At 65.0% G+C, this 13,220-nt stretch carries 9 protein-coding genes; 3 read left to right on the forward strand and 6 right to left on the reverse strand.

Annotation, left to right across the window (positions count from 1 at the left end):
- The first annotated feature begins 218 nt into the window (after positions 1-218).
- Entirely contained in the window at positions 219-923 is a 705-nt protein-coding gene (locus tag DM374_RS25465; protein ID WP_110972361.1) for an MgtC/SapB family protein, read from the forward strand.
- A gap of 221 nt (positions 924-1,144) precedes the next feature.
- Entirely contained in the window at positions 1,145-3,859 is a 2,715-nt protein-coding gene (gene mgtA / locus DM374_RS25470; protein ID WP_110972362.1) for a magnesium-translocating P-type ATPase, read from the forward strand.
- Between the two features lie 102 nt (positions 3,860-3,961).
- Here mgtA and DM374_RS25475 read toward each other — a convergent pair whose 3' ends face one another.
- The 3 genes from DM374_RS25475 to DM374_RS25485 form a co-directional block, all read right to left on the reverse strand.
- Positions 3,962-4,765 carry a helix-turn-helix transcriptional regulator gene (locus DM374_RS25475; protein ID WP_110972363.1) on the reverse strand — a complete coding sequence of 268 codons (804 nt, stop codon included), beginning with the start codon at positions 4,763-4,765 and terminating at the stop codon, positions 3,962-3,964.
- Positions 4,766-4,848: 83 nt separating this feature from the next.
- Positions 4,849-5,031 (reverse strand): DUF2783 domain-containing protein, encoded by a 183-nt coding sequence (locus DM374_RS25480; RefSeq protein ID WP_110972364.1) that lies wholly within the window; start codon positions 5,029-5,031, stop codon positions 4,849-4,851.
- A gap of 11 nt (positions 5,032-5,042) precedes the next feature.
- Positions 5,043-6,737 (reverse strand): FAD-dependent monooxygenase, encoded by a 1,695-nt coding sequence (locus DM374_RS25485; protein WP_110972365.1) that lies wholly within the window; start codon positions 6,735-6,737, stop codon positions 5,043-5,045.
- Between the two features lie 194 nt (positions 6,738-6,931).
- On the opposite strand from DM374_RS25485, the gene DM374_RS25490 reads away from it, so the two are divergent.
- Positions 6,932-7,414: an OsmC family protein gene (locus tag DM374_RS25490; protein WP_110972366.1), complete on the forward strand. Its 483-nt coding sequence runs from the start codon at positions 6,932-6,934 to the stop codon at positions 7,412-7,414.
- 108 nt (positions 7,415-7,522) lie between these two features.
- On the opposite strand, the gene DM374_RS25495 is transcribed toward DM374_RS25490, so the two are convergent.
- The 3 genes from DM374_RS25495 to DM374_RS25505 all read right to left on the reverse strand — a co-directional run bounded on the left by DM374_RS25495 (position 7,523) and on the right by DM374_RS25505 (position 12,984).
- Positions 7,523-9,778 (reverse strand): tetratricopeptide repeat protein, encoded by a 2,256-nt coding sequence (locus DM374_RS25495; RefSeq protein WP_110972367.1) that lies wholly within the window; start codon positions 9,776-9,778, stop codon positions 7,523-7,525.
- Between the two features lie 137 nt (positions 9,779-9,915).
- Entirely contained in the window at positions 9,916-11,601 is a 1,686-nt protein-coding gene (locus tag DM374_RS25500; RefSeq protein WP_110972368.1) for an arylsulfatase, read from the reverse strand.
- Positions 11,602-11,661: 60 nt separating this feature from the next.
- Positions 11,662-12,984: an alginate export family protein gene (locus DM374_RS25505; RefSeq protein WP_225422588.1), complete on the reverse strand. Its 1,323-nt coding sequence runs from the start codon at positions 12,982-12,984 to the stop codon at positions 11,662-11,664.
- Positions 12,985-13,220: the final 236 nt, after the last annotated feature.

Raw genomic sequence — 13,220 nt, forward strand, 5'->3', positions numbered from 1 at the left:
GCACTCCCCTGCCACTGTCTCGCTGATTACAGCGGACAGTGGCGATTCGCATCCCTGACGGGATGACGCCTCCCCATTTCCCCTTGCAGTTTTCCTCCGCGGCGCGGCTGTTACGCGCGGCGTTGGGAACCCTGCGACCGCGCAATCCATAACCCCGAATAGCGTGCCAGTTTCGTCTGGCGCACCCGCCGGCTGCGGCCGGAAAAACGAGGTGAATCATGGATTGGAAAGTCTTTCTGCTGCGCGCCGCCGCAGCGCTCATCCTCGGTGCCCTGATCGGCGCCGAACGTCAACTGCGCCAGCGCCTCACCGGCCTGCGCACCAACGCACTGGTCAGCACCGGCGCCTGCCTGTTCGTGCTGATGACCCAGGCCGTACCCGGCCTGGGCGGCGACGCTTCGCGCATTGCCGCCTATGTGGTCTCCGGCATCGGCTTTCTCGGTGGCGGCGTGATCATGCGCGACGGTCTGAACGTCCGCGGCCTGAACACCGCCGCCACCCTCTGGTGCACCGCCGCCATCGGCGTGCTGTGCAGCATGGGCCTGCTACTTGAGGCGGTGATCGGCTGCCTGGTGGTGCTCTGCGCCAACATCCTGCTGCGCGACATCGCCCAGCGCCTGAACCAGCAGGACGTGGTCCCCGCCAGTGAAGTCGAACAGCGCTACGGCGTGGAAATCGTCTGCCGCGCCGAGGACGAAATCCAGGTGCGCAGCCTGATGCTGCACAGCCTCGACGGCGTTGCTCTGCGCCTGCAATCGCTGCACAGCGAAGACCAGGCCAACCCGGCCAAGCTGGAAGTGCGCGCCGAGCTGCTCGGCAATCACGGCGCCACCAGCCAGCTGGAACGTCTGGTCAGCCGCATCAGCCTGGAAAAAGGCGTCAGCTCGGTGCGCTGGCAAGTGTTCGACCTGGCCGGCGAGTGATCCGGCCACCCCCTCCACCCCAAACTCATCCACCCCAAACAGGAGCTTACGGAGCCCAGTCATGAATCCAGACCCCAGTCCCGTGTCACCCAGACCCGGGCCGGACGGCGGCTGATGCGTTTTCTCGCGCCGCTGCCCGGCCTGACCGGCAGCGGCGGCAATTGCTGCGCTGCACAACACCATCCGGTGGTCGCGTTCTGGCGGCCGCTCAGGAGTGCATCATGCTGTTCAAACGTTTCGGCCGGCGCATGCTGGCGTTCTTCGACCACGGCCTGAGCCGGCATTTCCGCCGCCAGGCGATGCTGGAACTGCTGCGCAATGGCAGCGCCCGCGGCAACCTGCCGGTTGAATTCATTCGGCAATTGTCCACCGTCGCCGGCCTTGAGTCCGCCGCCCTCTACCAGCGCTTCGGCACCGGGCCCGAAGGTCTCGACGCGACCCGCGCCGAAACCGTGCGCGACCGGGTCGGGGCCAACGTGGTCGACCAGGAAAAACCGGTCTCGCCATTGCTGCACCTGTGGTGGTGCTACCGCAACCCGTTCAACCTGCTGCTCAGCCTGCTGGCCCTGGTGTCCTGGATCACCGAAGACCTCACCGCCGCACTGGTGATCGGCAGCATGGTGCTGGTCTCCACGCTGCTGCGCTTTTTCCAGGAAGCCCGCTCCAACCGCGCCGCCGAGCGTCTCAAGGCGTTGGTCAGCAACACCGCCAGCGTGCTGCGCAGCGGCGACCCGGCTGTCGATCGGCGCGGTGCGGTGGAAGTGCCGTTTCGCGATCTGGTCCCCGGTGATCTGGTACTGCTGTCGGCGGGCGACATGATCCCCGCCGACCTGCGCGTGCTGGAAGCCAAGGACCTGTTCATCAGCCAGGCGGCGATCACCGGCGAATCACTGCCGGTCGAGAAATTCGCCCATGCCCGGCGCGCCGTCGGCAGCCCGCTGGAATGCGACAACCTGTGCTTCATGGGGACCAACGTGGTCAGCGGCAGCGCCCGCGCCCTGGTGGTCGGCACCGGCCAACACACCTATTTCGGCAACCTCGCCGAACGGGTGCTGAGCAGCGACCGCGAACCCACCGCCTTCCAGCAGGGGGTCAACAAGGTCAGTTGGTTGCTGATCCGCTTCATGCTGGTGATGACCCCACTGGTGCTGCTGATCAACGGTTTCACCAAGGGCGACTGGCTGGAGGCGTCGCTGTTCGCGCTGTCCATCGCGGTTGGCCTGACCCCGGAAATGCTGCCGATGATCGTCACCTCGACCCTGGCCAAGGGCGCCGTGGCGCTTTCGCGCAAGAAAGTCATCGTCAAGCGCCTGGACGCGATCCAGAACTTCGGCGCCATGGATGTGCTGTGCACCGACAAAACCGGCACCCTGACCCAGGACCGCATCGTTCTGGAGCGCCACACCGATGTGCTCGGCGTGCCCTGCGAGGCGGTGCTGGACGATGCCTGGCTGAACAGCCATCACCAGACCGGGCTGAAAAACCTGCTGGACGTCGCCGTGCTGGAACATACCGGTCCGCAGCGGCAAGAACGCCTGGGCAGCGCCTTCAGCAAAGTCGACGAGATCCCTTTCGACTTCCAGCGCCGACGCATGTCGGTGGTGGTCGAGCAGGATGGCAATGGGCATCGCCTGGTGTGCAAGGGCGCGCTGGAGGAAATGCTGGCGGTGTGCACGCGGGTCCGCCTGGGCGACGAGGAACTGCCGCTGGACGCGCAACTGCTGGCGCGCATCCGTGAACACACTGCCCTGCTCAATGACGAAGGCCTGCGGGTGGTCGCGGTGGCGGTCAAACAACTGCCGGGTGGACGTGAGCAGTACCGGGTGGCTGACGAAAGCGATCTGCTGCTCACCGGCTACATCGCCTTCCTCGATCCGCCCAAGGAAACCACCGCCGCCGCGCTGCGGGTCCTGGCCGAACAGGGCGTGGCGGTGAAAGTGCTGACCGGTGACAACGAGCGCGTCAGCCAGCGCGTCTGCCGTGAAGTCGGCCTGCCGGTCGTCGGCCTGCTGCTGGGCAGCGAGATCGATGCCCTCAACGACCGCCAGCTCAGCGACCGTGCCGCCGCAGGCAACCTGTTCGCCCGCCTCACCCCGGCGCACAAGGAACGCATCGTCCGCCTGCTGCGCCAGCGCGGTCATGTGGTCGGTTTCATGGGCGACGGCATCAACGACGCCCCGGCGCTGCGCGCGGCGGACGTCGGCATTTCGGTGGATTCGGCGGTGGACATCGCCAAGGAGGCCGCAGACATCATCCTCCTGGAAAAAAGCCTGATGGTCCTTGAAGAAGGCGTGGTCGAAGGCCGCAAGACCTTCGCCAACATGCTCAAGTACATCAAGATGACCGCCAGTTCCAACTTCGGCAACGTCTTCAGCGTACTGGTGGCCAGCGCGTTCCTGCCCTTCCTGCCGATGCTGCCGCTGCACCTGCTGGTGCAGAACCTGCTTTACGACCTGTCGCAGACCGCGATCCCCTTCGACAACGTCGATGCCGAACAACTGACCCGGCCACAACGCTGGCAGGCCGAGGACATCGGGCGGTTCATGCTGTTCTTCGGGCCGCTCAGCTCGATCTTCGACATCCTCACCTATGGGTTGATGTGGTTCGTGTTCGCCGCGAACACGCCAGAGCACCAGACCCTGTTCCAGTCCGGCTGGTTCGTCGAAGGGCTGCTCTCGCAAACGCTGGTGGTGCACTTGATCCGCACCCGCAAGCTGCCGTTCGTGCACAGCCGCGCGGGCTGGCCGTTGCTGGTGATGACCCTGGTGATTGTCGGTGTCGGCTTGCTGCTGCCGATGTCGCCGCTGGCCAGCTACTTCAAACTGCAGGCGCTGCCGTGGAGCTACTTCCCGTTCCTGCTGGTGATTCTGCTGGGGTATGTCAGCGTGGTGCAGGCGATGAAAGGCTGGTTCACCCGGCGCTACGGCTGGCAGTAATCCGTCTCCGGGATCGCCAATATTTCTTCAGCCGGCGCGGGACAGCTCCCGCGCCATCAACCATTGCTCATGGCGTCATACCCGCTAGGTACAGATGGGCGATCAGTTCCGGTAGCCCTGGGTTACCAGGCCGATCAATTCACGCAAACTCCCGGTGCCGAGCTTGCGGTACAGCCGCTTGATATAGGTCGCCGCGCTGGACGGCCGCACGCCCAGGCACTGGGAGATGTCGTCGTTGTCGATGCCGGTCAGCAGCAAGCGCAGCAGCTCCAGGTCACGCGGGGTCAGTTCCGGGTACAGGGTCGACAGGCGTTCGGCCAATACCCGCGGCAGTTCGTCGACCTGCCGCCAGGCCAGGTAATGCATGCGCACGATCTGCATCAACAGCGGCGCCCAGGCTTCCAGGCAGTCGAGTTCCTGATTGCCGAAGCAGCCATGTTCCCGCCCCCGGTAGAAATTCACCGACAGCCAGCGCTCATTGTCGCAGCGGGTCAGCAGCGCCAGACGCTCGGCGATCTTCGGCTGCTCGTAGCAGATACGCCGGTATTCGGCATGGCCGATGTCATCAATGTGCTGGCGCTGCACCACGATCCGCTCGCCGCCGCTGCCGCTCATGGCCTGCCGGTTGCCGTCCTGGTTATAGAAGCGCTCGGCATAGTTTGAGGAAATCTTCGGCAGCGACACTTCCCGGGCCCGGTCCGCGAAGGTAAACACCTGTGGATTGCTGCGCGGCGCATAGGCGAACACCGTGCACTGGGCCAACGGAATACCGTTGCCGATCAACTGCAACAGGTCGCCCGCCAACTGCCGGCGATGGTCGTGCCCCACGCGGGCGAGTAGCCTGGCGGCCAGGCCGATATTCAGGCGCTGCGGCGGCGGCACGGTACGCAATGGCCAGAACTGCATGACGTGTCCCTCTCTGGGGTTCGAAGAGCGCGAGTCTATCAGGCTGATCGGGCAAGCTGGACGCCCTTCCAGCCCCCTGCGAGCTACAGGTCACGGCCGGCGATCACCGTCAGTTCGCTGAAGCGCTCGACATCGCCCAGGGCCTCGGCGGCCAGCAAGGCAAGCTTGACCAACAGCAGCTCGCGTTTGCCGTCAGGTGCCTGGTCCAGGCTGTCGGCCAGGCGGTCATAGAGGGTTTCCAGCTCAAAGGTGGTCAGGTGTGCCATGGCGGTTGTCCTCAGTTGTTTCCCAATGCAGCGTGGAGGGCGGCGGTCAGGGCGTCAGCGCCCAGTGATTGCCAGCGGGCGCAGACATGCTGGTCCGGTCGGGCCAGGTAAGCGCTGCCGGCCTGCGCAGCGTATTTGCGTCGCAGATGACCGTCGTGGTCGGCCAGGGTCAGATCGGCACCCTCGACCGGGCGCGCACTGCCCACCGCAATCAGCCGCAGCGGAACGCCCTGCCCCTGCAACGCCGCAGCCCGGGCCTGGATCTCCAGCGGTATCGACCCGTCATCGGTGAAGTACAGCAAGTGAAACGCCGCCCCCAGGTGATCGAACAGGTAATCGTCGTCGTCCAGACGCACGTTCAGCAGCGGCGCGCCGGCCCGCGGGCCCTGCTGGAACAGGCTGTCGTCGGCATTCGCGCAATTGAGCGGCGAATCGGCGTAGTCATGGGGCCGCGAGGTGCGCCAGTGAAACAGCGGCCGCACGAAGTCCTGGGTCAGCGACAACGACAGCACCGCGTCGCGCAGCAAACGCTGGCCGGTGCTGGGCGGGGTCATGAAGCGCGTGCTCTTGCCCGCTTCCTCGATGATCTCCCGGGCCGCCGCCACCCGTTCGTGACTGTAGGACTGCAACAGCCGCGGCCCGGCCGGGCCCTTTATCTGCAACGCCAGCTTCCAGCAGAGGTCGTTGACATCCTGGAATCCGGTGTTGGCCCCGCGCACGCCGAAGATCGGCAGCAGGTGCGCGGCATCGCCAGTGAAAATCACCCGCTGGGCCAAGTAGTCCGGCAGGGTCAGGGCGCGGGCGGAATACACCGAGCACCAGTCCAGTTCCCAGGTGCGATCTGTAACGCCCATCAAGGCAAGTTGAGCGTCGATGCGCTCACGCAAGGACGCCGCAGACAGCGCCTGTTCCGGCGTTTCATCGGCGGGCAATTGATAGTCGATGCGCCAGATATCACCTGGTTCGCGGTGCATCAGCACCGTGTTGCCGGGGTTCCAGGGCGGATCGAAATAGGCCAGGCGCTCGGTGGGCAGGTCGAGCTTGATGCGGATATCGGCGATCACGAAACGGCCTTCATAGGCCGCGCCCTCCAGCTTCAGCCCGAGCAGGCTGCGCAACCCGGAGCGGGCGCCGTCGGCGGCGATCACCCAGGCGCTCTCCAGTGCATAAACGCCGGCCGGAGTGTCCACCTCCAGGCGGGCATGTTCCGGCGCCTGGGTCAGGCCGACCACCTTGTTGCCCCAGCGCAGCTCGATCAGCGGATTGGCCTGGGCCGCCTCCACCAGCGCGTGCTCCAGGCACGGCTGCTGCAGGTTGGTCATGGGCGGGAAGCGGTCGTCCGGGTCATGCGGCGCTTCCATGCGGAACACCAACTGGTTGCGATAGAACGAGTTGCCGAAGCGCCAGCCGAGGCCGGCCTCGGTTACCCGCCCGGCGACGCCGACCTGTTGCAGGATCTCCATCGAGCGACGGGTAAACACGATGGCGCGGCTGCCTTCGCTGACCTGCTGCTCGGCCTCCAGCACCACCGAGGGAATACCGTAGCGGGCAAGCTCCAGGGCGGCGGTGAGGCCGATCGGCCCGGCGCCGACCACTACCACCGCCTCGCGTCGGGTAGCGCCGGCCGCCACGTCGGCGGTGAAAGCGGGATAGACCTGATAATCGAAATACAGCGAGCGCCGCGGCTCGGTCGAGGGGCTATGCATCGTCAATGCGTCTCCGGTGTTCTTGTGGTTATGGGACGGCATGCTAAGCGTGATCGAGGCGCAGGCATGTCCCCAAAAGGAGACAAACTGGCGGCGCTTGTTGCACACCGGCAACCCGGCCCGGCGCCCACGCCTGTTTCGCCCGACGGCGGCGCGGCGTAGGCTCGTGGCCTCGTTCATTCAGGAGGGATCCCATGACAGACAAACAACACCGTTACGACGTCAACGTCACCTGGACCGGCAACCAGGGCACGGGGACCTCCAGCTACCGCAGCTACAGCCGCGACCACCTGATCCAGAGCGCCGGCAAGGCACCGATCGACGGCTCGTCCGACCCGGCCTTCCGTGGCGACCCGGCACGCTGGAACCCCGAAGACCTGCTGGTCGCCTCCCTCTCCGCCTGCCACAAGCTCTGGTACCTGGGGCTCTGCGCCGAAGCCGGCGTGGTGGTGCTCAGCTACGAGGACGACGCACAAGGCGAGATGGTCGAAGAACACAGCGGCGCCGGGCAGTTCACCTCGGTGGTGTTGCGGCCGAGGGTGGTGATTGCCGCCGGTTCAGACCTGGGAACCGCCCGCGAACTGCATCACCTGGCGCATCAGAAGTGCTTTATAGCCCGGTCGGTTAATTTTCCGGTGACGCATGAACCCGACATTTCAACTGCATCGGCGAGTTGAGCCCGTTTACCCGGCTTCCACCATTCCTGATCGGGCTGCACAGGCCCGACCAGTGGCTGGAGGACGAGCCCCGCTTCCGCCGAACGCCTTAGCGCACAGCAATTCTCCTCAACGGCCGCGTGCCTGGATCGCCTGGACCAAACGCTGGCATCGCGGATCCGGCGAACCGTCGCAATAACCCAATGCCTCGTCGGCTCGCCCCGACCGCGCACTGAGGTAAGCCAGCGCATAGCGCAGGTCGGCATTGTCCCTGTCCTGTTCCAGCCCTTTCAAAAACGCCGCCTTCGCCTCTTCGGCGCGCCCCATCCGGCTCAGCAGCAAACCCAGATTGAACTGGGCGCGTGGACCGTCGGCGCGTTGTAGCCAAGTGATTGCTTCGTCGTTCTTGCCTTGTTGGCCCAGTACCAGACCGAGGGAATAGGCCAGTTCAGGCTGGTGCGGCTGCAGTTCCAGGCCGGTGCGTAGCAGTTGTTCGGTTTCCGCGACTTGTCCTTGAGCCATCAACAGCCGCGCAAGCCCCGTGCGCGCCGGGACGTAGCGCGAATCCTGCTGCAGCGCCTGACGGTAGTTGTCGATCGCGTCGGCGGGACGGTTCAGGCGTTCCTGCAACACCGCGAGGTTCAAGCGCGCAGCCGGCAAGTCGGCGTTTTCGCGAAGGCGCTCCAGGTGGTCGTTCAGTTGCGCGTCCAGGCGGTCGGCGACGGGTTGCGCGAGGCCGGCACTGCGTTGGTCGGCCAGACCTCTCGCCGCCTGATCGCGTACTGCGAGGCTCGGATCCTGTAGCAATGGCAGCAGGTATTGCAGGCGCTGCGCCGGCGTTTGCCCTTCCAGGGCGCGGGCCGCCTGCAGGCGCACCTGCGGGCTGTCATCGCCCAACGCCGCGAGCAGGCTGTGCTGGAGAACATCGCCGTAACCCGCGCCCAATTCGACGGCGCTGGCCCGGACAATCACCGGTTTGCCGGCGTCGTCGATCAGCTTCGCCAGTTGCGGGATGACACTGGGGTCGTGGCGGCGGGCAGCGGCGAAGGTTTCGCCGTAGTGCGGCTCGCGTTTCGGCTGACCAAACCATCCTTCGATGGCGCTGGCCGCCCATGCCGGGCGCTTGTCCTGGTGGCAGGCGGTGCAGGCGTCCGGGGCACCGGTCTTGCCGTCGAGGTCGGGGCGCGGAATACGCAAGGCATGGTCGCGACGCGCGTCCACGCCCATATAAGTACGGGTCGGCATATGGCAACTGACACACTGCGCGCCCGGCGTTCCCGGTGAGTGATGATGGTGCTGCGAGCTGTCGTAGTCCTGCTTGACCAGGGTGGGGAAACGCGGGTTGCCAGCCGGGTTGTGGCAGGCCTTGCACAGGTCGTTGCCCTCGGCGCGCAGCGTTGTGGAATGCGGCTCGTGGCAATTGCTGCAAGTTACGCCCTTGGCGAACATCTTGCTCTGGATGAAGGAGCCATATTCGAAGACTTCGTCGAGGATCTGCCCGTCGGCATGGTAGAGCCCGTCGGACAGCACCGCCGGGCGCATGGCGTCGAGCAGCGGTTTGCCTGGCTGGCTGCCGTTGCCCAGCGGCTGACGCCGGCTGTGGCAGCGGGCGCACTGCTCGACCAGATAGCCTGGCTCGGCGCTATGAAAGTCCACCGTCAGACCCATTTGCGTCGGACTCATGGCGGGCGATGGCTTGTCCTGGTGCTGTTCAGCCCAGTCGAGATGGCGCTGGCCAGGGCCGTGGCAGCTCTGGCAACCCACCGCCATTTCGCTCCAGGTGGTCTGGAAGGTATCGCTGGCCGAGTCGTAGCCTTTGCGCAGGTTGCCGGAATGGCAGTCTGCGCACATGGCGTTCCAGTTCTGGTAGCGGCCGGTCCAGTGCAGGGCGTCATCCGGGGTGAAGCGCTGTCCGGGATATAGCGAAAACCAGCGTTGCCCGCCTTTGTCCCGGGGCCGGCTGTCCCAGGCGACGGTGAGGCTTTGCAAACGGCCGCCAGGGCGCTCGATCAGGTATTGCTGGAGCGGGTCGAAGCCGAAGGTGTAGGCAATGGCGAAATCCGCAGGTTTGCCGTCTTCGCCCTCGGCGTTGACGAAGAAGCGCTCGCCGCGCTTGAAAAAGCGCATGCGGCTGCCGTCGGCGTCGCTGAAGGTGGTGTCGTTGAAGTCGCCGAGCACGTTGGCGCTGTTGGCCTCGCGCAGCGACCAACTGTGATGGGAGTTATCCCAGGCGCTGGCCTCGGGTTGGTGGCAGGCGGTGCAGCGCGCTTGGGCGACGTAGCCGTCGGAAAGGTGTTCACTCGGCGGGCGCGGCGCGGCCGCGCCGAAGGGGGACGCGAGGATCAGTAGCAGGGTCAGGCAGTGCAGGTGTGCACGCAAATGCATCGTTGTTCTCTGTCTTGATGACGGCTTTGTGGTCCATCTGCTGATGGCCTTATCGCCGGCAAGCCGGACTCCCACAGGATTTGTAGTGTGTTCAAATCCGGTGGGAGCTGGCTTGCCAGCGATTGGCGCCCAGCAAATCAGTAACCGCTAACGTGGTCCGGCAGGATCACATGGTTTTCCTGCGCATACTGGTCCCAGACCTTTTTCAGTTCCGCCACTTTCCCTGGTTCCTTGGCACTCAGGTCATGGCGCTCGGCCATGTCCGACTGCAGGTTGAACAACTGCCAGTCACCCGTGCCCCACGGTTTGGGCATGTGTACCAGTTTCCAGTCGCCCTTGCGCACGAAGCGCTTGCCGAACAGTTCGCCGCCCTGGGTGCGCTCGGCGACTTTCTCGCCCTTGAGCAGCGGGATGATCGAGGTACCGGTCATGGGCACCACCTCGCGCCCCTTGTACTGCTGCCCCGGATGCTTCACCCCCGCCAGCTCCAGCAGGGTCGGCGCGAAGTCTTTGACGCTGACCAGTTGATCGAGCTTTTTCCCCTGCGGATCAGCACCCGGAATGCGGATGATCCCCGCAGTGCGCGTGCCACCCTCGGTCGGGAAGCCCTTGAACAGGCTCAGGGTCGGCGCGGATACCCGTGACCAGTTCGGGCCAAGGAAGGTGTAGGAACCCGGCTTGCCCATATGGGCGTAGCTGAAGTCGTTGGTTTCGTCGATCACCTTGCGGATCTCCGGGAACTGGTCCGCCGGCCAGGTCTCATCAAGATCATGGCCTTCGGCACCGTTGTCGGAGATGAATATCACCACGGTGTTGTCGTACAGACCGTTCTGACGCAGGTAGTCGAACACCCGGCCGGTGTTGGCGTCCATCTGGTCGACCATCGCCGCATAGATCTCCATCGCCCGCGCCTCGCGCTGGCGTTCTTCCGGGCTGAGGCTGTCCCAGGCGCGGCCTTTCGGCGAGCGGGCGGCAGGTTCGGCGTCCTGCGGCACCAGGCCGAGGGCTTTCTGCTTGTTCAGTCGGGCTTCGAGCAGAGCGTCGTAGCCGGCGTCGTAGCGGCCATGGTACTTGGCGATGGCCGCTTCGGGCGCCTGCAGCGGCCAGTGCGGCGCGGTGAAGGCCAGCATGCCGAAGAACGGCCGGCCGCTGTCTTTGTCCGCGGCGATGTAGCGGATCATCCGGTCGGCGTAATACTGGCTGGAATAGCTGAAGTCGGCGGGCAGCGCGTCCAGGCGCTTGCCATCCTGGGCGTAAGGCGCTTTCGCGTCCGGTGTCGGCGCATACGCCGGCTTCATGTCGGGATAGTGGCTGGCGCCGCCGCTGAGCAGGCTGAAGGAATGCTCGAAACCGCGCTGGTCCGGGCCTGTCTGTTCAGTCTTGCCCAGGTGCCATTTGCCGGTCAGGTAGGTGTCGTAGCCCGCGTCGCGCAGCAGCGAGGCGATGGTCACCGCGCGGTCGTTGAGGTAACCCTCGTAGCCTTTCTTGCCTTCCTGGTTGGGCGCGGTCTCTTCGGCCATGTTACCCAGCCCGACCTGATGCGGGTCGGCGCCGGTCAGCAGCGCGGCACGGGTCGGCGAACAGGCCGGCATGGCCTGGAAGTTGGTCAGTTGCACGCCCGAGGCGGCCAGGGAATCGAGGTTTGGCGTCTCGATCTCGCTACCGAAACTGCCAAGGTCGGCGTAGCCCATGTCATCGGCGACCACCAGCAGGATGTTGGGGCGCGCGGGATCGCTGGACGCAGCCTGGACCGAGACGACGGCCAGTGAAGCGGTCATACCGACGGCTGCGGCAAGCGCCGTGCGGAAAAAGGGAACACGCATCAGGAATGTCCTTTTTTATTGGTTTTAGGAAGTGGGAAGCCACTCGGGCCGGAAAAGTCATTAAAAGGCGAAGGAAATTACCAACTGGCTGTAGAGATTGAGGTCATCGCTGCCCAGTTGCGATCCGCCTTCCTCAGCGCTCTTCTTCGGCTTGTACAGGCCGACCAGCGGACTGATGGTGAAATTGCCAAGGGTCCAGTCGACGTAAAGGTCGAGTTCTTTGGCATCCAGGTTGCCTTGCGTACGGTCGAGGGTGTTGAAGTCGAAGTACAGCACGCCCATCGCCACGTCCGGGTGCGGCGTCAGGCCGAGGCTGAGCATGTGGATGCCGGCATTGCGCTGGAACGGCCCGGAGTAGTTGGCCGCCACTTCGCCCTGGAACCAGGTGCCGTAGCCGCGACTGAAACCGCTGAACAACGGGTCGTAATCTTCCGAGTAGCGGCTGTAGCGATAGCCGACCCGCGGTTGCCAGGGCATGGCCGAGAAGGTCCAGCCGGCCTCCGCGTACCAGGCGTGTTCGTCGCCCAGGCGTTTGTCTTCGTGGGCGTACTCGAAGGACAGGAACAGGTCCTTGACCCCGGCATTGCCCTGGGCCCGCAGGCTGGTGATCTTGAGGCCGTCGCGCTGGCCGCTGAAGGCATTCGCCAGCTTGTCCTCGACATCCAGGCCCTTGACGTAGGTCAGGCCCACCGTGCCCTCCGGCGCGACGTGCTCGAGCACGGCAACGCCCAGCTCAGGCTTGGCCTTGATTTCGTTGTCCGATTTCAGCCAGATCAGGTCGCCGCGCCAGCCCTGCTGCCCGCCGAGGCGCAGCCAGGCGGTCTTGTCGAACGCGTTGCGCGCGGTGAGGTAATAGGCGCCGCCGCGATTGGCGCTGCCTCCGGCGAGGTTGTTACCGACGCTCAGGCCGTCGCCGTTGATGATGAAGCCGTCACCGACCTTCACTTTCTGGCTGCCGACGGAAATATCCACGCCGTCCTTGCCCAGTGCCAGGAACAGATCCCCCGAGCGCCAGCCGGCGTAGGCACGGTCGACGTCGGTGCGGCGCTCGGTGCCATCGGTGTAGCCCGCCGCATCGCCCTGGCCCCAGGTGCCGTTGCTGACCAGGTTGAACTCGCCGTACAGCGACGAATTGCCCGCGTCCGGGAAACGCGTGGTACCGCTCAGACCATAACGCAGGAAGGCTTCCTGCCAGGCCACCGAACCCGGATCGATCGGTCCGCCCTGGTTGTAGCTTTCGTCGCTGTGGAAGAAGCCCAAGGCACCCTGGACATTCAACTTCAGTGTGGAATCCGCAGTGGAGTACAGCTCGTAGGCCGACGCGCCGGAAGAAATGGCGCTGAGGGCCGCGGCCAGTAATGAGCCATGGCGAAACCTGTTCACATCAATCCCCTTTATTTTTATCGTAAGGACTACCGCAAGGTGCGATCCGTCTGAATCTTGATCGCCGGGGGATTAACTCATCTGGGTGGTCAGGATTCTTGCATCTGCCTGCCCGGGGATTTGCAGGTCTCTGCCAGGCCCTTGCTCGCGATGGGCAAAGGATTAGCGCATATCGCGACGGTTCGGCGCCCCGACAAGCTCGCTCCTACAGAGAGGGGGTGGGGTCAGGCCCCTGC

This window comes from Pseudomonas huaxiensis, assembly GCF_003231275.1.
Classification (GTDB): domain Bacteria; phylum Pseudomonadota; class Gammaproteobacteria; order Pseudomonadales; family Pseudomonadaceae; genus Aquipseudomonas; species Aquipseudomonas huaxiensis.